A 22,735-nucleotide genomic window follows, 5' to 3' on the forward strand; every position below is an offset into this window, starting at 1 on the left:
TCCTGCCCGCCACTCATCGGGCGAAACGCGGGATCATTCCCCCAATAGGGCGCTGACAAAGTCGGCGCCGTCGTTTTCTATGAGCCGTATTTCGACGCCCAACGCCGTTTCCACATCCTCCACCGTGGCGTCGTCGAGAAAGCGGTCCTGCTCGTGACGGAGCATCACCGCCGGCAGCAGCAGGCGTTTGCCCAAGCTGCGCCCCCGCAACTGCTCGATGAGGTCGGTGGCGGTGACGAGCCCCGCCACCGTGATGGTGGGGCCGAAAAACCGGTTCTCGATGGCAAAGACCTGGGGCTTCACCCCCTCGAAGGCGCCCGCCACCTTCTCCGCCATCCGGCGGATGAAGGGGGCCGCCCCCACGCCGGTGGCGATGGTGCACTCTTCCCCCGTCCCCCGGCGGCCGTCGGGGTTATTGATCTCCCAGTCAATCTCGCTTTCCAGGGAGGCGAAGAGTCCCACCCCGTTTTCGAGTTGGTCAAAGTCGCCGTAGTAGTCCGGCCCCGGCAGGGGGAGGTTCGCCTGGAGATAAAATTCGTCGGACGGGTAGCAGATTCTACTGCCATATCTCCGCTCAAAATCGTCCCCGAAGGCGTTGATGGTGGCGACGACCTGCCGGGCCTGCGCCTCGGTGTAGGTGGTCAGGGGATAGAGCCCCTCTCGGAAACGGGTGATGCCCACCGGCACACAGGCGATACTCTGCACGCCAGGGTAGAGTCCTCCCAAATCCCGCAGGCTTTTTTCGAGGAACGGCCCGTCGTTGATCCCTGGACACAGGACCAGCTGGGTGTTGACCTTGATGCCCGCCTCGCACAGCCGCTCAATATAGGCGAGGGAGTCGGCGGCCCGGGGATTTTTCATCATCTTGACTCTAAGCGCCGGGTCGGTGGTGTGCACCGAAATATTGATGGGGCTGATGCGCATTTTGATGATCCGCTCAATCTCCTGGGGGCTCAAGTTCGTCATGGTGATGTAGTTGCCGAAGAAAAAGGAGAGCCGGTCGTCGTCGTCCTTAAAGTAGAGGGAATCCCGCATACCCGGCGGCATCTGGTCCACAAAGCAGAAGATGCACTTGTTTTTGCAGCTGTGCTGCCGGTCCATGAGGTAGGTGGCAAATTCCAGCCCCAAGTCCTCATATTCGTCCTTGCGCACCCGCACCCGCCGCCTGCGTCCATCCCGCTCCAGCTCCAAGAGCAAACGCTCCTCGGTCATATAAAAGCGGTAGTCGAGCACATCCGCGATGGGGTGGCCGTTGATGGAAACAAGCGTCTCCCCCGGCGCGATTTTGCATCTGTCCGCCGGGGAACCCGGCTGCACCTGTGTGATTGAAACTGCCATGAAAAACTGCCCTCGTCTTTCGGCCCTATCGGCCCTTGTTTCTCTTAGTATACACAATCGCGTCCCGGATTAAAATAGATGGGGCAAATTTCACCGCTTCTATTTTCCCCCGCGCTCACTGAAGAGAGGAAAAAACTGGAAAACGTAAGAAAATCAAAAAAATAGAGAAGGATTTCTCCTCCTCTAGTTCTTTGAGGAAACCTCATTACGCTTCCTTTTTGATAACCTCTTTGCCCTTGTAGAATCCGCAGTTGCCGCAGACTCTGTGAGCGAGTTTCAGCTCACCGCACTGTGTGCATTTGGAAAAAGCGGGCGCGCTCATTTTCCAGACGTTGGAGCGTCTTTTGTCACGTCTTGCTTTGGATATTTTTCTCTTGGGTACCGCCATGCTCAGCACCTCCTTAACCAGCGAAATCACGACGAAACGTCGTTTTTTACTTTTTAGTCCAGTAGCTCTTTTAAAGCTGCAAGGCGAGGGTCAGGCTGGGGCTTCCTACAGCCGCAGTCTCTGATATTTCGATTGGTTCCGCACACGGGGCACAGCCCCTTGCAATCCTCCCCGCAAAGAATTTTAGTGGGAAATTCCAGCAGGATGTCGGATCTAACCAGCTCATCCATCTCCAGTTTTCCGTCTTCGATCACCAAAAATTCGTCCTGGTCCTCCCCTTCTAAGCGGGTGACCAGGGTGTGCTCGAAGTCCATCGCAAAGGGACGGATCACCGGCTCCAAGCATCTGTCGCAGACACCCTCGTACACGAAGCTCGCCGTGTAGCGCAGCGTGACGACCCCCGCGCGGTTACAAATCTCCCCGCGGATGGCGACTGGCTTGGAAAGCGGACACATTGTTCCCAGCTCCATCCCGCTCAGGTCCAGCTCGTAGTCCACTCTGCGAGCTTCGCCCTCCACGTCAAAGAGCTGTTTTACATCAATTAACATCGTTCACCTCATAATGCCACGGAAACTATTATAATATTCCCCCGAAGGTTTGTCAACTAAAATCCGGCCTTTTTCCCGATTTCTTTGCCCTTTCCGCCGCAAACGACGGCGAAGACGGGCAAACTCCGCTCCGGGCGGGAAGCCCCTCCGGGACAGCACGTCCCGCTCGGCTCGACAAGGAAACCCTGCGTTTCCGTCAACGAGCTCCAACCCTAGTGCGCCGGTTACACCAGGCGCTTGATTAGATCCTCTTTCTCCCCGTAGAGCATGTCGATGACCGGCAGCTCAATCATGGTGTAGCAGCCGGGGGCCTGCTTCATACCGGCCCGGGCCACGGCCACCAGAATCTGGGCGGTCAGGGCGGGGTTATTGATCTGCATATCGAACTGGAAGCGCTGGTTCTGGGTGGCGCCGGACACGCCTTTGCGCTCCATGTGGACGCCGTGGCCCTTATCTAACAGCGCGTCGACGCTGTCCACCGCCATGACATGGGTCTCGTCGTGGGCAAAATAGGGGTCAGCCTTGATCTTGGCCGCCACTTCCTCATAAGCATATCCGTCTTGCAGCTCAATATACACCATCCTCCGGTGGATGCCGGTGCCCAAGGGAATGGTCATGGAGAGGGCCGCCTTGACGCCCTCGATGGCCTTGACCGCCACCGTGTGGCCCATGCTCATGCCGGGGCCAAAATTCGTATAGGTGATGCCCTTGGGCGCGGCGGCCTCCAACAGGGCCCGCACCACCGAGTCGGAGCCCGGGTCCCAGCCCGCCGAGATGATGCTGGTCTTTCCGTACTTTTTGGCCACCGGGTCCAATTCGCATTTGAGGTCCCAGATGCTTGTGTGGATGTCGAAGCTGTCCACCGTGTTGATGCCAAGGGCCAAATATTTTTTCGCTTCCACCGGCACCGAGCGGGTGGGGGTGCACAAAAACGCCACATCCGGCTTTTCGGAGAGCTTCTCCACGTCGTCCACCACCGGGATGTCCGCAAGCTCCGCCGGCTGCGTGCCGCCCGCGTTTCTCCTCACCACGCCCAAGACGGTAAAGTCGGGCGCCGCGAGCAGCGCTTCCAGCACGCTCTTTCCAATGTTGCCGTATCCTACGATCATTGCTTTGATCATTTTTCTGCCTCCCCAAGATTTGATTCCCGCCGCCGGATATGCCGCGCCCTGGGGGAAATTTTCCCGCTTTTGGCGATGGCTCAGCTTTTCCCGCCGCCCGGGACGGTCCCGGACCAAGCGGCAGTCCCCCATATCGGAGGATTTTGCAAAAATAACTATACTCTATGTTTCCGGGGCCCGTCAAGAGCGCGGACGCAGAAAAACAACAAAAAAGGAACGAAACCGCAAGGGTTTCGTTCCTTTGTATCGCTTAAAGCAAGGGGACAAAGGGCATCGGGTTAGATGATGAACTTTGTGATCGCGTCAGGAATTTCAGATTTGTCGCAGGAAACGGTAAAGAGCAAGTTGACGTTCTTTCCGTGATGTGCCTCCAGCTTTTCCACCATCTCGGCGAAAGCGCCCAGATCGCGGCCCACAATTTTGAGGGTGGCGTCGATGCACAGGTCGGTGATGTCGTAGTTGCCGGCGAGCAGGCCGCACAGGAAACCGTAGAACGCGTCGCAGCCGCTGACTCCGTAATCGTCGATGTCGATTAACCGGACTTTCATGTCCAGATCATAGGTCAGCTTGAGACCTTTCTCGATGCAAACCACATTGCCGTTGGAGGTCTGCGCCGCGTCATTGACCATATTGATCAGCGTCTTTGTCTTTCCGGAACCCTTATTTCCAACGATGAGCTTTATCATGTGAAATTCCTCCCTTGAAACGGACGGAAGCCGCCCATTTTTTAACAGTGTTATTTGAACTTCGATGACCGGATTTTTCCTTCTTCGCCGGGGAAAAATCCGACTTCATTTCATACTTCTACAATACAATATCAAGACGGACTTGTCAAATTATTTGAGCTTTTCAAGGAGCGCGCCCTGCAAGTCCTCATAGCCGGGCTTGCCGAGCAGGGCAAACATATTCTTTTTATAGGCCTCCACGCCCGGCTGGTTAAAGGGGTTGACCCCCAGCAGGTAGCCGGAGATGGCGCAGGCCTTCTCGAAGAAATAGATCAGATATCCCAGTTCCTTCTCGTTGACGCCGCCCACTTCCAACACCATATTGGGCGCGCCGCCCTCGGTGTGGGCCAAGATGGTGCCTTCAAAGGCCTTCTCGTTGACCACCGACATGTTCTGGTTGGAGAGGAAGTTGAGCCCGTCGAAGTTGGCTGCATCCGGCTGGATGAACAAGTCGGACTTGGGGGTCTTAAATTTGACCACCGTTTCAAACAGCACCCGGGAGCCGTCCTGGATGAACTGGCCCATGGAGTGCAGGTCGGTGGAGAAGGTAACCGACGCCGGGAAGAGCCCCTTGTGATCCTTGCCCTCGCTCTCGCCGAAGAGCTGTTTGAACCACTCGTTCATCATGGTAAAGCAGGGCTCGTATGTGACAAGCAGTTCCACAGCCTTACCCTTGCGGTAGAGGCAGTTGCGCAGCGCCGCGTATTTGTAGCAGTCGTTTTTCTCCACATCCGGGTCGCACAGGGCGTCCTGGGCCTCTTTGGCCCCGGCCATCAGCGCGTCGATGTCGCAGCCGGCCACGGCGATGGGAAGCAGTCCCACGGCGGTGAGCACCGAAAAGCGCCCGCCCACGTCGTCGGGGATGACGAAGGTCTCATAGCCCTCCTTGTCGGAGAGCTCCTTGAGGGTGCCTCTCGCCTTGTCGGTGGTGGCGTAGATGCGTCCCTTGGCCCCCTCCTTGCCGTACTTTTTCTCCAACAGGTCCCGGAAAATGCGGAAGGCCAGGGCCGGCTCGGTGGTGGTGCCGGACTTGGAAATGATGTTGACCGAAATGTCCTTGCCCTCGCAGATGGAGAGCAGGTCGTTTACATAAGCGGGGCTGATGGAGTTGCCCGCGAAGTAGATGTCGGGGGTATCCTTCTTTAAGTTATTATAAAGGGGGGATTTGAGAAACTCGATGGCCGCTCTCGCTCCCAGATAGGAGCCGCCGATACCGATGACAATCAAGATGTCGCTGTCGCCTTTGATCTTTTCCGCCGCCGCTTTGATGCGGGCGAATTCCTCTTTATCATAATCGGTGGGCAGGGTGAGCCAGCCTAAATAATCATTGCCCAGCCCCGTCTTTTCGTGCAGGGTGCGATGGGCCGCGTCGAGTTGTGCCTGGATGCCGCACAGCTCGTGATCCATGACAAATCCCTTGAGATGATTTGCATTGAGTGTAACAGCCATTGGTCTTCCCCTTTCTGCTTTTCCGTCAGTTTTGCTCGTCTGCGATGTCTCTGATTTGGTACTCTTTATTTTACTCTATCCAGTCATATTTTTCAAGTATGGGATTTTAATTCGACACATTTTTGTGTAGTATCCACAAAATTTTAGTATCTTTATCCCACCATCGTCCGGAATAAGATGCCAAAGGCCTTGCCAAAGGTCATCTTTTCGACGGACTGTGACGCCACCATGTTGTAGCTGAGGATTTCCTCCCCGTCCAGCTTCACCACCACCCGGCCCACGGTCTGGCCCTGTTCCACCGGGGCGGTAACCTCGGGCAGCAGTTCCAACTCCTGGGTGAGCTCCTTGGCCCGGCCCTTTTGGAGCACCAGGCTCCCCGGCTGCTCGGCCTTGCAGGCGACCTCCTTCTCCACGCCGCCGGTCACCTTGACGGGCGCGTCGGCGCAAAGGGGCTCGATGTTAGCCACCTCGTAGTTGGCAAAGCCGAAGTCCAACAGCTTCCGTGCGGTGTAAAAGCGCTCGTCGCTGGTGGCGCTGCCCAGGGTGACGGCGATGAGGGTCATGCCGCCCCGGGTGGCGCTGGCGGACAGGCAGCTGCCCGCGCCGTTGGTGGTGCCGGTCTTGAGCCCCGTGGCCCCGTCGTAGAAACGGATCATCTTATTGGTGTTGACAAGCTGGGTCTGGCCGCCCCGCAGGGAATCCATCCAAATGGTGGAGTATTCCAAAATCTTGGGGTGCTTGAGCAGCTCCATGGACATGATGGCGATGTCCCTGGCCGTGGAAAGGTGTCCCTGGGCGTCCAGGCCGTTGGCGTTGATGAAGGTGGTGTTCTTCATCCCCAGTTGCTGGGCCCGCTCGTTCATCATGGCCACAAAGGCCTCCTCGCTGCCCGCCACATGCTCGGCCAGACACACCGCCGCGTCGTTGGCCGAAGAGACCGCCGTGGCCTTGAGCAGGTCGTTGACGCTCATCTGCTCATTGGGTTCCAGCCAGATCTGGCTGCCGCCCATGTCCGCGGCGTGCTGGGAGCAGGTGGCCATGTCGTCAATGGATATTTTGCCCGAATCGACGGCCTCCATCACCAACAGCAGGGTCATAATTTTGGTGATGGAGGCGGGGGGATACTGCTCGTCGGGGTTAAAGGAGTAGAGGACCTGGCCGGTGGACTGCTCCATCAAAATGACGGACTTGGATTTGATATCCACCTGGGCCTCCGTTCCGCCGGGGGCCTGCTGCTGGCTCTCCCCGCTTCCCTGCGTACTGTCGGGCGCCTTCTCCTCCCCGGGCGCTGTGGTCGTTGTGGGCGCGCTCTCGGCGGGTGCCTGGGTGGTGGGCGCCGCCGTAGATTCCGCCGCCGTCGTTGTGGGCGCCACGGCCGGCCACTCGCCGGCGGCGTGCACCGCAGGCGCCATCATCCCCAATAGGAGAGAAAATAAAACAAGATAAGCCACAAAACTCGATTTGACCTTCATCACCGCACCTCCGCTACTATGAAAAAGCCGGCCGCGCTCACATCGGCCGCGCCGGCTTTTTGGCGGCGCCCAGACGGGGCCCGCCTTTTTTTCATTTAGTACATGTTTATGCGCCGTGCGGCGCGATATGCGATGAATTGCGAAAGGGGCCGTCCCTTCCGGCGGACACCCCCCCGCCCGGGACGGGCGCGGCGGCGAAAAGCTGCGGGAAAAAGAAAAAACACACCTTTTGCAAGGTGTGTTTTATCAGACGGAATTTATGCCGCGAATTCCTTGATTTCCTCGAGGAATTTGTCACATTCAATGGCGTGAATTTCCAGCTTGATGGGTTTGGACAAATCCAGGCTGAAGATACCCATGATGGACTTCGCGTCGACGATGTGGCGGCCGCTGATCATATCCACATCAAAGTCATACATGCAAACGATCTTTACGAATTTTTTAACGTCATCAATGGATTTGAGTGCGATGGTGGTCTGTCTCATACTGTCTGCCTCCTTATTTTACCTTGTGGGTGCCAACCAGTCATCAGGCTGTTGGGTTTTATAAGAAAATCACTATATTTACAATATATCAGCAGCGGAGTTTTTAGTCAACTGCTAATTGCAAAACCTTTTGCTGTTGTTTATAATAATAGTATCCATTTTCGCCGTAAAAAGCATCAATTTTTTGAAAAAATTTTTTCTTCATTTTTTTAAGACAATTTTCTGGCAATTATGCCCGTTTTATTCCACAAAAAAATGGTCAGGGGGCCTCATGAGAGTACATTTTACCACCCTTGGTTGCAAGGTCAACCAATACGAAACCCAGATTCTTTCCCAGCTTTTTTCCCAAAGCGGCTTTGATGTTTCCGATTCCCCCGAGGGCGCCGACATCTTTGTGGTCAACTCCTGCACCGTGACGGCCACCGGCGACAAAAAAACCCGCCAGTCCCTGCGCCGGATGAAGCGGGAGCACCCGGGGGCCTTAGTGGCGCTGACCGGCTGCTTTCCCCAGGCCTTCCCCGAGGAGGCGGCCAAGATCACCGAGGCCGACGTCATCACCGGCTCCTACAACCGAAAGGGCCTCCTCCCCGCCATCCAGAAGGCTCTCATCACGGGGGAGCGGGTCATCGCCATCACCCCCCACGCCAAGGGGGAGGCCTTCGAGCCCATGGAGGCCGGCGCCTTCTTGGACCGAACCCGCGCCTTTGTCAAAATTGAGGACGGCTGCGACCGGTACTGCTCCTACTGCATCATCCCCACCGCCCGGGGCCCCATCCGCTCCAAACCCTTGGAGGAGCTCAGACGGGAGCTGGTCGCCCTGGCAAAACGGGGCTATCAGGAGGCGGTGCTCGTGGGCATCAACCTCTCCTCCTACGGCCGGGACCTGGGGCTGCGCCTCATCGACGCGGTGGAGCTCGCCTGTTCCGTCGACGGCATCCGCCGGGTGCGGCTGGGCTCCTTGGAGCCCGAGCTTCTCACCGGGGAGGACATCGAGCGGATGAGCGCTCTTCCCAAATTCTGTCCCCAGTTTCATTTGTCCCTCCAAAGCGGTTGTGACGCGACCCTCCAGCGGATGAACCGCCACTACGACCGCGCCGAGTATCGGCGGATTGTGGACGATTTGCGGGCACACTTTCCAGGGTGCGCCATCACCACCGACGTGATGGTGGGATTCCCCGGCGAGACCGAGGAGGAATTCGCCCAGTCCCTTCAGTTTGTCTCCGACATCGCTTTCGCCAAAGCCCATGTCTTCGCCTATTCGGTCCGTCCGGGCACCCGGGCGGCCTCCCTGCCCGGACAGGTGTCCCCAACCGACAAGGAGGCGCGCAGCGCCCGGATGATTGCGGCGGCGGGGGCCACCCGCAGGGCCTTTCTGGACCGGCAGCGGGGCCTCATCGAAGAGGTCCTCTTTGAAACCGGCCGGGACGGCGTCTACGAGGGCTACACCAAAAATTACACCCCCGTGCGGGTGAAGTCCCCGCTGCCTCTCCAGGGCGCTGTGCGCCTGACCGAGATCGGGGACAACGACGGGGACGTCTGCGAAGGCGTCCTGCTGGAAGAGAGGCTCACGCCTTAACTCATAGAAGTCCATCACAGTCCTCCCGTTGCCGCCCTTAGAAACCGGAGGACTTTTCCTTTTGGCAACCCAATATGATAGGAGTGTTTATTCATGGCAGTTTACCGCATTTATGTAGAGAAAAAGCCGAAATTTGCCGTCGAGGCCGACGCGGTGCTCCAGGACATCCGCACTTCCCTGCTCATCGACAGCGTGGAGAAGGTACGGGTTCTCAACCGTTACGACGTGGAGGAGATCGAAGAGGGCGACTTTTTAAGCGCCAGAAACACCGTCTTTTCCGAGCCCCAGGTGGACACGGTCAGCGACGAGCTGCCCGTCTTAGGCGAAAACGAGCGCATCTTCGCCGTGGAATACCTGCCCGGCCAGTATGACCAGCGGGCCGATTCCTGTGCCCAGTGCATCCAGATGTCCACCCAGAAGGACCGGCCGCTGGTTCGCACCGCCCGGATCTACATCCTCTCGGGGCCCATGGACGACCGGGAGTTTGACCGCATCAAGCACTACCTGATTAACCCGGTGGAAAGCCGGGAAGCGGGCCTCGGCCTCCCCGAAACCCTCAAAGTCCGGTACGACATCCCCACCACGGTGGAAACCCTGACCGGCTTTATCGCCCTCTCTGACGAGGAGCTCGCGGCGTTTGTCCGGGACTACGGCCTCGCCATGGACGAGGACGACATCAAATTCTGCCAGAATTACTTCAAAAACACCGAGCATCGGGACCCCACCATCACCGAAATCCGCATGATCGACACCTATTGGTCCGACCACTGCCGGCACACCACCTTCTTGACGAACATCGACAAGGTGGAAATCGAGCCCGGCTACATCCAAGACACCTACGACACCTATCTCCACTACCGGGACGAGCTCTATACGAAACAGGGCAAAAGTAAGCCCCAGACCCTGATGGATCTGGCGGTCATCGGCGCAAAGATTCTCAAGGCCCAGGGCAAGCTCCAGGACCTGGACGAGTCGGAAGAGATCAACGCCTGCTCGGTGAAGATCAAGGTGGACGTGGACGGCAAACTGGAAGACTGGCTGCTCATGTTTAAAAACGAGACCCACAACCATCCCACCGAGATCGAGCCCTTCGGCGGCGCGGCCACCTGCCTGGGCGGGGCCATCCGCGACCCGCTTTCCGGGCGCAGCTATGTCTATCAGGCCATGCGGGTCACCGGCGCGGCCGATCCGCTCGTCCCCGTCTCCGAGACCATGGAGGGCAAGCTCCCCCAGAAAAAGCTCGTGACCACCGCCGCCAACGGCTACAGCTCCTACGGCAACCAGATCGGCCTGGCCACCGGCCATGTCAGTGAGGTCTATCACCCGGGCTACGCGGCCAAACGCCTGGAAATCGGCGCGGTCATCGGCGCGGCCCCGGAGGAAAACGTGGTCAGGGAGCGCCCCGTCCCCGGCGACATCATCATCCTGCTGGGCGGGCGCACCGGCCGGGACGGCTGTGGCGGGGCCACCGGCTCCTCCAAGAGCCACACCTTGGAATCCTTGGAAAGTTGCGGCGCGGAGGTCCAAAAGGGCAACCCGCCCGAGGAGAGAAAGCTCCAGCGCCTCTTTAGGGACCCCCAGGTCACCCGGATGATCAAGCGCTGCAACGACTTCGGCGCGGGCGGCGTGTCGGTGGCCATCGGCGAGCTGGCCGACGGGCTGCGCATCAATCTGGACGCGGTGCCCAAAAAGTACGACGGCCTCGACGGCACCGAGCTTGCCATCAGCGAGAGCCAGGAGCGGATGGCGGTCGTGGTGGACAAGATGGACGTGGACGACTTTATCGCCGCCGCCTCCAAGGAAAACCTGGAAGCCACCGTGGTGGCCGTGGTCGAGAAGGAACCGAGGCTTACCATGGAGTGGAACGGCAACGTCATCGTCGACCTCTCCCGGGAGTTTTTAAATTCCAACGGCGCTTCCAAGCACACCGACATGAAGATCGAGGCCCCCGCCGTCATCGGCGGGGCCAAAGGAACTATCGGCGACACCACGGCTAAATGGTGCGCCCACCTCAGCCAATTAAACGTCTGCCAGCAGAAGGGGCTCGTCGAGCGCTTTGACTCCACCATCGGCGCGGGGACCGTCCTCATGCCCTACGGCGGCGTAAGACAGCTCTCCCCCTCCCAGGCCATGGCGGCCAAAATTCCGGTCCTCTCCGGCGAGACGGCCACCTGCTCGATCATGGGCTGGGGCTTTAATCCGGACCTGAGCAGCTTGAGCCCCTACCACGGGGCCATGGCCGCGGTGGTGGAATCCATCGCCAAGGTCATCGCGGCGGGCGGCAGCTACCACAAGTGCTGGCTGACCTTCCAGGAGTATTTCGAGCGGACCAAAAACGACCCCAAGCGCTGGGGCAAGCCCCTCTCCGCCCTGCTCGGCGCCCTCAAAGCCCAGCTGGAACTGGGTTGCGCGGCCATCGGCGGCAAGGACTCCATGTCCGGCACCTTTGAGGAGCTGGACGTCCCGCCCACCCTCACTTCCTTCGCCGTGTCGGTGACGAGCATCGCTCACATCGTCACCACCGACTTTAAAAAGGCGGGACACGATGTCTGTCTCATCGCCCCCCGCTACGACGAAAACCATCTCGTCGACTTCGACGACCTCAAATCCGTCTGGAACCGGGTGGAGAGCGCCGTCAGCGCCGGGGAAGTCAAAGCCGCTTGGGCCCTCGGTTACGGCGGCGTCCCGGAGGGCATCGCCAAGATGTGCTTCGGAAACGGCCTGGGCTTCCGCTTTACCGACGATCAGGCCGCGAGGCTGGATATCCCCGCGTATTGGGACAATGTCTACGGCGGCTTCCTGCTGGAGATGGCCGAGGGCGCGGCGCCGGTGGGCAAGGTCATCGGCCAGGTAATTTCCGAATATCGGGTGGAAACCCCCGACGGCGCGGTGGATCTCGGGGAGGTCCAGGACGCCTGGCAGCAAAAGCTCAATCCCGTCTTCCCCTGGACGATTGCCCCCCGCACCGAGGCTGTCAAGAGCTTCTCCTTTACAGCGGACAAATGGCCATCCCCGGCCGTCAAAGTGGCCAAGCCCCGGATCCTCATCCCCGTCTTCCCCGGCACCAACTGCGAGTACGACATGGCGAGAGCCTTTGAGCGGGCCGGCGGCCTTCCCGAAATCTTTGTGGTGAGAAACCTCTCGTCCTCCCAGATCGAGGAGAGCGTCGAGCGGATGGCCGCGCTCATCGCCGAAAGCCAGATCATCGCCCTGCCCGGCGGATTCTCCGGCGGCGACGAGCCGGACGGCTCGGGCAAGTTCATCACCGCCTTCTTCCGCAATCCCGCGGTCAAAGACGCGGTCCACGACCTGCTCAAAAACAGGGACGGCCTGATGTGCGGCATCTGCAACGGCTTCCAGGCGCTGGTCAAGTTGGGCCTCGTGCCCTTCGGCGAAATCCGCGACATGGACGAAGGCTGCCCGACGCTGACCTACAACAAGATCGGCCGCCATCAGTCCATGCTGGTGCGCACCCGGATCGCCTCCAACAAGTCCCCGTGGCTGATGCACACCCGGGTGGGCGACATCCACACCATCCCCATCTCCCACGGTGAGGGCCGGTTCATCGCCTCCGAGGAGCTGATCTCCTCCATGGAGGAACAGGGCCAGATCGCCACCCAGTATGTGGACGAGGCGGGACGTCCCACCCTGGACATCCGCTTTAACCCCAACACCTCCGTCCACGCCATCGAGGGCGCCACCTCCCCGGACGGACGCATCTTCGGCAAGATGGGCCACTCCGAGCGTCTCTCCGCCGGCGTGTACCAGAATGTCCCCGGCGCGTTTGATCAGCGCATGTTCGAGGGCGCTGTGGACTATTTCACGAAATAGCCCTGCCTATCCTATGTATAATAAAACCCGATGTCATATTTGACATCGGGTTTTTTGCTCTGTCTCACCGGAAAAACGTAAAAACTTTCAAAAAGGATAAGGACTTCTTAAATAATTTTGAAATTTTTACCTGAACCATTCACACCGCGGCGAAAACCAAGTATACTACTGTTGGACAGATCCTGTCCCGCGCATGTATGAACGGTTGAATCGGAGGAAAAACAATGAAAAGGTGGCATCTTCCAGCGCCAGTTCCGGGCGGCGCGGCAAAGGTCCCTCGAATTCGGGGGCAATATCCCGCATTGTGAGCGTCTGCGTCGTGGTTCCGGAGAGGGGAGGCGCTTTCCGTTTTATTTTCAAAGATTAAGTGTCCCGGCGGGACAGTAACTATTCTATGCGGGGCGCTTTAAAACTTACAAAGCAAATGCTGGACGCTTCCAGCTCCAAAAATTGCAGAACGTCATTTTGATACAGAAAGGCCGGTAGCAGCATGACAAATGAAACCACAGGCAAAAAGGAGCGAAAGCTCACCCCCGGGCAAATTGTGGCCCTGGTGCTGGTGGTCCTGGTCCTCGTAGGCGTAACCGTCGCGGCGTTCCCCTTCATCTCCTCCCTGACCAAGCCCGAAAATTTGGAAAGTTTTAAAAACACCCTGCGCTCCTTCGGCGCGGGGGGATTCTTCATCATCCTGGGGCTGCAGGTGCTGCAGGTGGTGGTGGCGGTACTGCCCGGCGAGCCCATCGAGCTGCTGGCCGGGGCCATGTTCGGCACCTGGGGCGGCCTCTTCACCTGCTATCTGGGGCTCCTCATCGGCACCGGCGGCATCTTTTTGGCCGTCAAAAAATTCGGCTACCCGCTGCTGACCAAATTTGTCAGCGAGGAGCAGCTCAAAAGCTACAAGTTTTTAAATAACACCACCCGCTTAGAAACCCTCATCTTCCTTCTCTTCTTCATCCCCGGCACACCCAAGGACGTGCTGACCTATGTGGCGGGCATCACCCCCATTTCCTTGGGGCGCTTCCTCTTCCTCTCCCTCTTTGCCCGCATCCCCTCGGTCATCTCCTCCACCTTTGTCGGCTCCTCCTTCATCGAGGGCAATGTGCTGACCTCGGTGCTGGTCTTCGCCGGGGTGGGCGTCGTGGGCATCGCCGGCATCCTTATCCACAAGCACTTTATAGCAAAGCTCCAAAAGGAGGAGTAGGAATCCTGTTGGAAGAAAAAAGGCAGGGACGTCTGACGGCGTCCCTGCCTTTTTTATCTGAATATCAGATCAGTCCACCCTATTTTAAAAAAATGTGGCGCCATTCCCGGAAGTGAGGGCGCTTTACGTCAACCGGCCCCCATAACGCGGGGCCACCGGTTGGCGGACGCCATTTCACGAGTGCTCTCTTAGTAATGTTCCAGCCGCCGCTGTTTGCGCAGGGCGTGGCGCTTTTGTCCGGCCTCCCACTCCTTGCGGTCCTCGTCGGTTTCGAGGATGAGGCGGGGCACCGGCACGGGGTGCTCGTTTTCGTCCAGCGCCACAAAGACCAAATAGGCCCGGTTGACCATTTTGCGCTGGCCGTCGAGCTCCTCGACGAAGGTCTCCACCCGCACCTCCATAGAGGTCCTGCCCACATAGGTGACCCGTCCGGACATGAAGATGGTACAGTTGACGTGGGCCGCCGCCTTGAACTGGAGGTTATCCACCGAGGCGGTGGTCACGTTGCAATTTGAATGGCGCCGGGCCACCACGGCGGCCACCACGTCAATCCATTGCATGAGCACGCCGCCGAACATCCGCTGATAGCCGTTGATGTGCTGGGGCATGAGGATGTGGATTTGTTCCGTATAGGAATCGGAAACCCGTTTTGCTTCTTCCATTTGGTTTTCCTCCTTGCTTTCTTGTCGCTTCCCGCGTCTTTGGGGCAAAAGCGCCTATTCCTTTTGGGGCCGCCCGCGCTTTTTCAGGGGCTTTTTGCGCACCGAGTACCCAAAGGTGCCAAGGCGCTCCCCCAGCGCGTAATAGGCGCCGTGGGCGTAACCCATGAGCCCCGCCCTTTCCAGGTGGAGTCCGCCGTCCTTGTCGATGAGCCCCTCCTCCACGTCGAGGCCCAGGATTTCCGCCAAAAACATGTGGTGGCTCCCAAGCTCTAAGACGTCCTTCACCCGGCATTCGAGGCTCAAGGGGCTCTCCTTCAATACCGGGGCCGTCACCTTGGACCCGGGGATGGCATGCAGCCCGCAGGCGGCGAATTTGTCCAAGTCCCGCCCGCTTTTGACCCCGCAGAAGTCTGCGGCGCGGACCATCGAGGCGATCGTCAGGTTGATGACAAACTCCCCCGACGACCGGATGAGGGGGTAGGAATACCGCTCGGGCCGCACGGACACATAGGTCATGGGGGGCTTGGTGTTGACAATGCCCGTCCAGGCCACCGTGAGGATATTGGGGCGCTCCATACTCCCGCAGGTGACGAGGGCCGGCGGCACGGGCCCCAAGAGGGTACCCGGGTTCCAGAGTACCTTACCCATCGCTATTCCTCCGTTTTTTTAGACTGTGGAAAAGATTTTTCACCTTTTCCCGCTCCCGTCTGGTCCGCTCGGGGTCGGGGAAGAACCGAGCGCCGTCGAAGAGGAGCCAGTCCCCTTCCATAGCGCCCGCCGGCAGCCGCACGGCCGGGATTTCCAGCTTCGCGCCGCTTTCGTCCTGGCAGACGGCGACGCCCTCTTCCAAGCGGTCGATACAAATAGATTGCACCAAAATCCCCTCCTTACGCGGCCTTTTCCGTCTGCACCGCAATATTTTTTCCGTCGGTCAGATAGATGATGGAGCCCTCCTCGTCGGTGCGGTTGACGGCGATCTTTCTTGTTTCCAGATTTTCCAGCGTCTCCTTGTGGGGGTGGCCGTAGCTGTTGTCCTTCCCGCAGGAGATGGCCACATAGGCGGGGTTCACCTTGTCCAGAAAGGCGTTACTGGAGGAGGTGCGGCTGCCGTGATGTCCGGCCACCAGCACGTCGGCGGACAAATCCTTCCCCGACGACGCCATGTCCTTTTCCGAAGTCTTCTCCGCGTCGCCGGGGAAGAGGAAGGAGCGCTCCCCATAAGTCATTTTGAGGACCACCGAGACGTCGTTGAGATCATCGTACGCTTTGATTGGCGCCAGCACCGCGAAGTGGACGGGGCCCAAATCGAAGGAGTCCCCCGGCTCCACCACGGTGATCTCCAAATTCTTTTTCTGGACGGCGGCCAGCACATCCTGAAAGGTCTTGGTGGTGGGCAGGATGCTGTCGGGGATGTCGGACATGACGACCTCTTTGACGTCCATGTGTTCGATGATGTAGTCCATGCCGCCGATGTGGTCGGAATGGGGATGGGTGCCCACAAAATAGTCGATGGTCTCGACCCCCTGGCTTTGGAGATAATCCATCACCGTGGGACCCTGATCGTTTTCACCCGCGTCGATGAGGACGTTGCCGCTGTCGGTTTTGATGAGAATGCTCTCCCCCTGGCCCACATCGATGACGTGGACGGTGATGCCGCCCTCCACGTCGGCGCCGATGACCGGACGGCTCTCCTTGAGCCCGGTCCCGTCGAAGATCTGGTCCCAGGTGGGAAACGGGAAGGGCAGCTCCACATGGGACGCCACCGTCACAAGTAGGCAGAGCAGCGCCAAGATGCCGCCCACCGTTCCCAGTATCGCTCCGTTTCTGCGTCTGCGCCGGCTCATGTTATCCTCTCCTTCCCCGCTGTTTTCCTGTATCTTTTCCGCCCCGGCCGCCGCCTTTGCCGCGCCCGGCGTCCTTGCCGCCGGTGCGGGACGTCTGCCGGCCCTTGGGGTTCCGGTTTTCCCGCTGCCCCGGCTTCTCCTGCGCCTGGGCCTTATATTTGGCATTGGGGTCATAAGGGGCGCTGACCAGGCAGCCCGGCCCCTTGCCAATGAGGTCCTCCCGGCCGGCGGCCTTGAGCGCCCGGATGACATGGGGGCGGTTCTGGGGTTTAAAGTATTGGAGCAGCACCCGCTGCATCATTTTTTCCTCCGAAGTGCGGGGGACATAGACCGGCTTCATGGTGTTGGGGTCGAGCCCCGTATAAAACATGCAGGTGGAGACGGTGCCCGGCGTGGGATAAAAGTCCTGCACCTGCTCGGGATGTATGTTGTTTTTCTTGAGGAATAGGGCCAGCTGCACCGCGTCCTTGAGGGTGGAACCCGGGTGGGAAGACATGAGATAGGGCACGAGGTACTGCTCCTTCCCCGCCCGCTTGGTGGCCCGGTAAAACTTCTCCTGGAACTCCTCGTAGGCGGAGATGTGGGGCTTGCCCATCATGTCCAATACCCGGGCGCTGCAATGCTCGGGGGCCACCTTGAGCTGGCCCGAGACGTGGTGCTCGACGAGCTCCTCCAAAAACCGGTCGTCCTTGTCCCGGATGACGTAGTCGTACCGGATACCGGAGCGGATGAACACCTTTTTGACTTTCGGCAGCTCCCGTACCTTGCGCAGCAGCTCCAAATATTCGGTGTGATCGACTTCAAGCGCCGGGCAGGGCGCGGGGGCCAGACACTTTTTCCCCTTACAGAGCCCCGCCTTCTCCTGCTTTTTACAGGAGGGTTGGCGGAAGTTGGCGGTGGGGCCGCCGATGTCGTGGATGTAGCCCTTGAAGCCGGGAAGCCGGGTTAAGAGCTTCGCCTCCTCGAGGACGGATTCCTCGCTGCGGGTGGTGACGTACCGGCCCTGGTGGAAGGCGATGGAGCAGAAGTTGCACGCGCCGAAGCAGCCCCGGTTGTGGGCGATGGAAAACTCCACCTCCTGGATGCCGGGGACGCCGCCCAGTTTCTCATACTCGGGATGATAGGTGCGGGCGTAATCCAGGGCGTAGATGCGGTCGAGCTCGGAGGTCGTCAGGGGGAGGCTGGGGCGGTTTTGCACCAGATAGACTTCCCCATGCTTTTGAATGACCGCCTTGCCGCTGATGTGGTCCTGCTCGTCGATCTGGGTCTTGCAGGCCCTGGCGTAGGCGGTCTTGTCCGACGCCACCTTGTCAAAGGAGGCGCAGGACACCGCGTCCTGGGGCAGCTCGAATTGGCGGCAGAGGTAGCAGGTGCCCCGGATGTCCCGCATCTCGGAAATGTCCTCCCCGGCGGAGAGCCGCCTCGCAATCTCCTCGGTCTGGTGCTCGCCCATGCCGTAGGAGATGAGGTCCGCCCCCGCGTCTACCAGGATGGAGGGGCGCACCGCGTCGTCCCAGTAGTCATAATGGGCAAAGCGTCTGAGCGACGCCTCCAGGCCCCCGATGATCACGGGAACGTCGGGATAGGCCTCTTTGATGAGCTTCGCATAGACGATCACCGCCCGGTCGGGACGCCGTCCCGCTTTGCCCCCTGCGGTGTACTCATCGTCGCTGCGCTTACGCTTGGCGACGGTGTAGTGGGCCACCATGGAGTCGATGTTCCCCGACGTGACAAAGAACCCGTACCGGGGCTTGCCCAGCCGGGTGATGTCGGTAAGATTTTTCCAGTTGGGCTGGGGGATGACCCCCACCCTGTATCCCAGGCTTTCCAAAAGCCGGGAGATGATGGCCACACCGAAGCTGGGGTGGTCCACATAGGCGTCGCCGGTGACGCAGATGAAGTCGCATTCCTCCCAGCCCCGGGCCGCCATGTCCCGCTTAAAGATGGGTAAAAATTCTGCCATAACTTGCTCCTATCTATTTTTTGTCGGGAATATATTCAAACAGCTCCCCGACTGTGCAGTCCAGCGCCTTACAGAGCGCATCGATCTGATCGAACTGAATTCGCATTGCTGTTTCTTTGCTGAGGTTGGAAATGGTGTTGGGGCGGATGCCCGTTAAAACGGATAACTCTTTCATCGTCATCCGTTTCTCTTTTAGGATTTCTTTCAGATTAATTTTGACGGACATATATGTGCCTCCTTCTCAAAATAACTCTTATAGTTATTTCCTTCTTGAAAATTGTCCCTTTCGCCTCTATAATAACTCTAGGAGTTATTATTCTCCCCTTTCGCTCGCAGCGTTTAATCAAAACAAAGGAGGGGATAAAATGCAACCGGCTCTCGCCAAGCTCTACGCCCAAGAGAAGGAGCACGCCGTGCTCCCCGAGGACGCCCTGGAATACGACCGTTCCATGCGGCTCTTCCGCTACTACCAGCGCCTGCTCAAAAATATGCTGGGCCCCCGCAAAAGGGTGCTGCTGCGCTATTACGACGCCATGAGTCTCTGCACCGATCTGGAGCGGGACTGCGCCTTCCAGCGCGGCTTTTCGCTGGGGGCCTCCCTGTTCGCGGGCGTCAACATCCATGAGGAGGAATAAGCCCGTAACGCGCAGGGCACAGTCGCCGTCGAAGCCTTTCCATCGCGCGTGCTTTGCGGCGGCGTCATCGCCGCGACTGTCCGGCATCCTCGCCGGTAGGCGTGCCCCTCGTGCCGGGGCGGGCACATCCTTTTCTCTCAAGAAAAGGATGCAAAAGTGATCCAAGGGGACACCCCTTCGAAAACCCCGCTTATGCGGCCGCATGGCAACCCATGGGCATGGGCGGCACCCACCCTCTAACAGCGCGGGCGAAAACAAGAGCGTCCCGCGCTGTGGACCGGGTGGCTGTCAGTGCTTCGCACTGATTCCCGCCCACGGACGCCAAAGTACGCGCCTCCCGGCGGGCAATCGTGACGGTGGTCTCGTACGCCGCGGGGCGTGAGCCCCTTTCGAGCGGCGAGCGAGCCGGTGGCTGTGATACTCCGCGAACGCTTCGCGTGGAGGGAGACTGTCAGACCATGCAAACCCAGAGCGCGATCCTTGGGGGATGTCAGCAAGGGGGTGTCCCCCTTGCTGTGCCCTTTGCATCCTTTCCGGCAAGGGAAAGGGTGTGCCCCCGCGGCATGAGCGGCCACCTGCCGGTGGGGGATACCGGACAGTCGCGCCGGTCACGCCGCCTCAAAGCACGCGCGGGGGCAAGACCTGGGCACTGTCGGCGCCAATGCCCACCTGGGGCTCCCATGTTCATAAATCCTATTTCAAAAGAAGCGGGGAACATCCCGCTTCTTTTCCTTTTACTCGTCCTTTTGCATGTTCATCTCAATCCACTGCTGGCGGGTCATGAGGACCTGCCGGGGCTTGCTGCCCTCAAACGGGCCCACCACACCCCGCTGTTCCATCTCGTCGACGAGACGGGCCGCCCGGGCGTAGCCCAGTTTGAGCCGCCGCTGGAGCAGGGAGGTGGAGGCCTGTCCGGCCTCGATGACGCACTCGATGGCTTTGGGGAGCATTTCGTCCTCGTCGGAGAAGCCGCCGCCGTCGCCGCCGCTTCCCTTCTCGGCCACCGCCTGCTTTTCAATCTCCTCCATCACGTCTTCGTCATAGTCGGCGTCCTGGGCCTCCTTGACAAAGGCCACCACCCGTTCCACCTCGCTGTCCGAGACGTAGCAGCCCTGGACGCGCAGGGGCTTGGGCATGCCCACGGGGTAAAAGAGCATATCGCCCCGGCCTAAGAGCTTTTCCGCGCCGCCCATGTCCAGGATGGTGCGGGAGTCCACCTGGGAGGAGACGGCGAAGGCGATGCGGCTGGGGATATTGGCCTTGATGACGCCGGTGATGACGTCCACCGACGGACGCTGGGTGGCGATGACCAGATGCATGCCCGCCGCCCGGGCCATCTGGGCCAGACGGCAGATGGCGTCCTCCACCTCGTTGGGGGCGGCCATCATCAGGTCGGCCAGCTCGTCGATGATGATGACGATCTCCGGCAGAGGCTTCAGAGCTTCCTCCTCCTTGGAGTTTGCCAGCTTATTGAAGCCTTTGAGGTCCCTGACCCCGTTGTCGGCGAAGAGCTTATAGCGGTTTAACATCTCGTTGACCGCCCAGTTGAGGGCACCGGCGGCTTTTCTCGGGTCGGTGACCACCGGGACCAAGAGGTTGGGGATGCCGTTATAGACGCCCAGCTCCACCACCTTGGGGTCCACCATCAGGAGCTTGACCTCGTCGGGGGTGGCTTTATAGAGCAGGCTGATGATGATGGAGTTGATGCACACCGATTTACCGGAGCCGGTGGCCCCGGCGATGAGCATATGGGGCATCTTGCCGATGTCGGCCACGGCGATATTGCCCGAGACGTCCTTGCCCAAAGCCACGGTGAGCTTGCTCTTACTCTGCTCAAACTCCTTGGAATCGATGATCTCACGGATGCCCACGAGCCCCACGTTCTTGTTGGGCACCTCGATGCCCACGGCGGGCTTGCCGGGGATGGGGGCCTCGATGCGCACCCCGGCGGCGGCCAGGTTGAGCGCGATGTCGTCGGCGAGGTTCGTGATCTTGCTGATCTTGACCCCGGCGGCGGGCTGGAGTTCATACCGGGTGACCGCCGGGCCCCGGGCGATGTCGATGATGCTGGCCCGGACCCCGAAGCTCTTTAACGTCTCGATGAGGATTTCTCCGTTTTGCTGTTCGTTTTCATCGCCGGTGCGGGCGGGACCCGGCTCCTTGAGAAGGCTCAGCGGCGGACGGGGATGAACCTGGGGGGCCTCGGTGACGGCACCGCCGAAATCAAACTGGAAGCCCTCCTCCTTGGGGCTGTCCGTCTGGATGACGGGGGGAGCGTCCTCCACGGCAAAGGGCGGGATGGCGGACACCGCCGCCGGCTCCTCCTCGGGGCCGTCCAGAATTTCCACCGGATCGGGGGCCTTGATGGGAGGCAGTTCCTCCACCAGCTCCATGGGCTTTTTGTTCGCTTCCTCCCTGATTTGCTCGCTTTCTCGGAGCTTTTTGGCCGTGGCCTGGGCCTGCTGTTTTAACAGCTCCGCCTCGGCCCACGCCTGCTCCTCCTCGGGGCTCATGGCCGCCGCGCCCGTGCCCTTGGGCGCTTCCACCGGATGGGCGGGCATAAACTTGGACTCCTTGTCCAGCGGCACGTCGATGTTAAAGGAGGCCTGGGCCGCCCGCTCCTCCTTCTCCTGGGCCTTTTCTATGTAGACCTGCTCCATCCGTTTGACCGGCTTTGCCGCGGTTTGGAACAGATCAATGAGGGTAAAGCCGGTAAAAATCATGAGGAAAACAAAGATGAGCAGGACGATGACGATGCCCGCTCCCACGCTTCCCAGAAGGCTTGTCAGCGGCATGGCGAAGAGGGCGGAAGCCAGTCCCCCGCCCGAGAAGGTTTTGCCCTGCTCGAAGAGATAGCCCAGCTTGTCCCACAAGCTCTCCCCCAGAACCAGGTTCTTGCCGAAGACCTGGGTGGCCGCGCAGATGAGGAGGAAAAGCACCCCCGCCTGCCAGATTTTGTGGCCCAAGAGGAAGTTTTTCTTATCCATGGTCACCACCACGGCGATGTAGATAAACACCGGAGCGATGAGCCAGGCGCACCAGCCGAACAGGCCGAACAGGCCGTCGTGCATCCATTTCCAGACGTTTTGTCCCTCGATGAGGGTCAGGCACAGGCAGAGCAGCCCCACCGCAAACAGGACGATGGCTCCGATCTGCTGCCGGGCCCGGCGCTCCTGTTCCAGCTTTTGGCGCTTTTGTGCCGCCGTCATCCGCTGGGTGGACGGCTTCTTTTTTGAGGCGGAAGAGGAGGACCGGCTGGGGGTCTTCTTCTTTCCAGTGGTCGTTGCAGGCATATGGTAATCCCTTTCTTTTCGGTTTGAAATGCAAAGCAGTGTCATGCAAAGCGGCAAAGGCGGCCTCGTTCCGGACAAGGCGGCTTCCCGCGTGCGTAATCAGATTTATTATAACACAAAAAAGGCCCTGCGTGCAGAGCCTTTTTTTGACGAAGCCGGCGGAAAGCCGCCGGGGACCCATTCGGTTGTATCCGGGGAGGTCTC

Annotated in this window: 19 protein-coding genes; 4 read left to right on the forward strand and 15 right to left on the reverse strand. The window is 59.5% G+C overall.

Annotated features, from left to right (window positions below; translation table 11 throughout):
* Positions 1–33 precede the first annotated feature (33 nt).
* The 8 genes from H8709_RS08925 to H8709_RS08960 all read right to left on the reverse strand — a co-directional run bounded on the left by H8709_RS08925 (position 34) and on the right by H8709_RS08960 (position 7,526).
* A complete protein-coding gene (locus H8709_RS08925; RefSeq protein ID WP_262398035.1) occupies positions 34–1,338 on the reverse strand; it encodes a DUF512 domain-containing protein in 1,305 nt (434 codons plus the stop codon).
* Between the two features lie 205 nt (positions 1,339–1,543).
* Positions 1,544–1,726, reverse strand: coding sequence for a 50S ribosomal protein L32 (gene rpmF / locus H8709_RS08930; RefSeq protein WP_262398036.1), 183 nt, complete (start codon positions 1,724–1,726; stop codon positions 1,544–1,546).
* 53 nt (positions 1,727–1,779) lie between these two features.
* A complete protein-coding gene (locus H8709_RS08935) occupies positions 1,780–2,274 on the reverse strand; it encodes a YceD family protein (protein WP_262398037.1) in 495 nt (164 codons plus the stop codon).
* Between the two features lie 224 nt (positions 2,275–2,498).
* Positions 2,499–3,395, reverse strand: a complete 897-nt coding sequence (locus tag H8709_RS08940) for a diaminopimelate dehydrogenase (protein ID WP_262398038.1) — start codon at positions 3,393–3,395, stop codon at positions 2,499–2,501.
* Between the two features lie 278 nt (positions 3,396–3,673).
* Positions 3,674–4,081 carry a type IV pilus twitching motility protein PilT gene (locus tag H8709_RS08945; RefSeq protein ID WP_262398039.1) on the reverse strand — a complete coding sequence of 136 codons (408 nt, stop codon included), beginning with the start codon at positions 4,079–4,081 and terminating at the stop codon, positions 3,674–3,676.
* Positions 4,082–4,231: 150 nt separating this feature from the next.
* A complete protein-coding gene (locus tag H8709_RS08950) occupies positions 4,232–5,569 on the reverse strand; it encodes a glucose-6-phosphate isomerase (protein ID WP_262398040.1) in 1,338 nt (445 codons plus the stop codon).
* 152 nt (positions 5,570–5,721) lie between these two features.
* On the reverse strand, positions 5,722–7,041 hold the full coding sequence (locus H8709_RS08955; RefSeq protein ID WP_262398041.1) for a D-alanyl-D-alanine carboxypeptidase family protein: 1,320 nt from the start codon (positions 7,039–7,041) through the stop codon (positions 5,722–5,724).
* Positions 7,042–7,298: 257 nt separating this feature from the next.
* Positions 7,299–7,526 (reverse strand): HPr family phosphocarrier protein, encoded by a 228-nt coding sequence (locus tag H8709_RS08960; RefSeq protein ID WP_262398042.1) that lies wholly within the window; start codon positions 7,524–7,526, stop codon positions 7,299–7,301.
* Positions 7,527–7,797: 271 nt separating this feature from the next.
* Here H8709_RS08960 and mtaB point away from each other — a divergent pair, with 271 nt between their 5' ends.
* From mtaB to H8709_RS08975, 3 genes are all read left to right on the forward strand, one after another.
* Positions 7,798–9,102, forward strand: a complete 1,305-nt coding sequence (mtaB, locus tag H8709_RS08965; protein WP_262398043.1) for a tRNA (N(6)-L-threonylcarbamoyladenosine(37)-C(2))-methylthiotransferase MtaB — start codon at positions 7,798–7,800, stop codon at positions 9,100–9,102.
* A 93-nt stretch (positions 9,103–9,195) separates the two neighbouring features.
* The gene (locus H8709_RS08970) at positions 9,196–12,933 is read left to right on the forward strand and encodes a phosphoribosylformylglycinamidine synthase (protein ID WP_262398044.1); all 3,738 of its coding nucleotides are present in this window, start codon (positions 9,196–9,198) and stop codon (positions 12,931–12,933) included.
* Between the two features lie 490 nt (positions 12,934–13,423).
* Positions 13,424–14,134, forward strand: a complete 711-nt coding sequence (locus H8709_RS08975; RefSeq protein ID WP_262398045.1) for a TVP38/TMEM64 family protein — start codon at positions 13,424–13,426, stop codon at positions 14,132–14,134.
* A 188-nt stretch (positions 14,135–14,322) separates the two neighbouring features.
* Here H8709_RS08975 and H8709_RS08980 read toward each other — a convergent pair whose 3' ends face one another.
* From H8709_RS08980 to H8709_RS09005, 6 genes are read right to left on the reverse strand one after another with little or no spacing between them, the layout of a single operon-like run.
* Complete coding sequence (locus H8709_RS08980) at positions 14,323–14,796, reverse strand: acyl-CoA thioesterase (protein WP_262398046.1); 474 nt, start codon at positions 14,794–14,796, stop codon at positions 14,323–14,325.
* Positions 14,797–14,850: 54 nt separating this feature from the next.
* Positions 14,851–15,444 carry a flavin reductase family protein gene (locus H8709_RS08985; RefSeq protein WP_262398047.1) on the reverse strand — a complete coding sequence of 198 codons (594 nt, stop codon included), beginning with the start codon at positions 15,442–15,444 and terminating at the stop codon, positions 14,851–14,853.
* Positions 15,437–15,670 carry a DUF3006 domain-containing protein gene (locus H8709_RS08990; protein ID WP_262398048.1) on the reverse strand — a complete coding sequence of 78 codons (234 nt, stop codon included), beginning with the start codon at positions 15,668–15,670 and terminating at the stop codon, positions 15,437–15,439. Before H8709_RS08990 ends, H8709_RS08985 begins: the two co-directional genes overlap by 8 nt.
* A 13-nt stretch (positions 15,671–15,683) precedes the next feature.
* Positions 15,684–16,640 (reverse strand): ComEC/Rec2 family competence protein, encoded by a 957-nt coding sequence (locus tag H8709_RS08995; RefSeq protein ID WP_262398049.1) that lies wholly within the window; start codon positions 16,638–16,640, stop codon positions 15,684–15,686.
* A 1-nt stretch (position 16,641) separates the two neighbouring features.
* Positions 16,642–18,603, reverse strand: coding sequence for a YgiQ family radical SAM protein (locus H8709_RS09000; RefSeq protein WP_262398050.1), 1,962 nt, complete (start codon positions 18,601–18,603; stop codon positions 16,642–16,644).
* Between the two features lie 13 nt (positions 18,604–18,616).
* Positions 18,617–18,829 carry a helix-turn-helix domain-containing protein gene (locus H8709_RS09005; RefSeq protein WP_262398051.1) on the reverse strand — a complete coding sequence of 71 codons (213 nt, stop codon included), beginning with the start codon at positions 18,827–18,829 and terminating at the stop codon, positions 18,617–18,619.
* Between the two features lie 139 nt (positions 18,830–18,968).
* Here H8709_RS09005 and H8709_RS09010 point away from each other — a divergent pair, with 139 nt between their 5' ends.
* Complete coding sequence (locus H8709_RS09010; RefSeq protein ID WP_262398052.1) at positions 18,969–19,238, forward strand: DUF6809 family protein; 270 nt, start codon at positions 18,969–18,971, stop codon at positions 19,236–19,238.
* A 734-nt stretch (positions 19,239–19,972) separates the two neighbouring features.
* Here H8709_RS09010 and H8709_RS11830 read toward each other — a convergent pair.
* Positions 19,973–22,531, reverse strand: coding sequence for an FtsK/SpoIIIE family DNA translocase (locus tag H8709_RS11830; protein ID WP_316248755.1), 2,559 nt, complete (start codon positions 22,529–22,531; stop codon positions 19,973–19,975).
* Positions 22,532–22,735 lie beyond the last annotated feature (204 nt).

It is taken from the genome of Zongyangia hominis (assembly GCF_014385095.1).
Taxonomy (GTDB): Bacteria; Bacillota; Clostridia; order Oscillospirales; family Ruminococcaceae; genus Zongyangia; species Zongyangia hominis.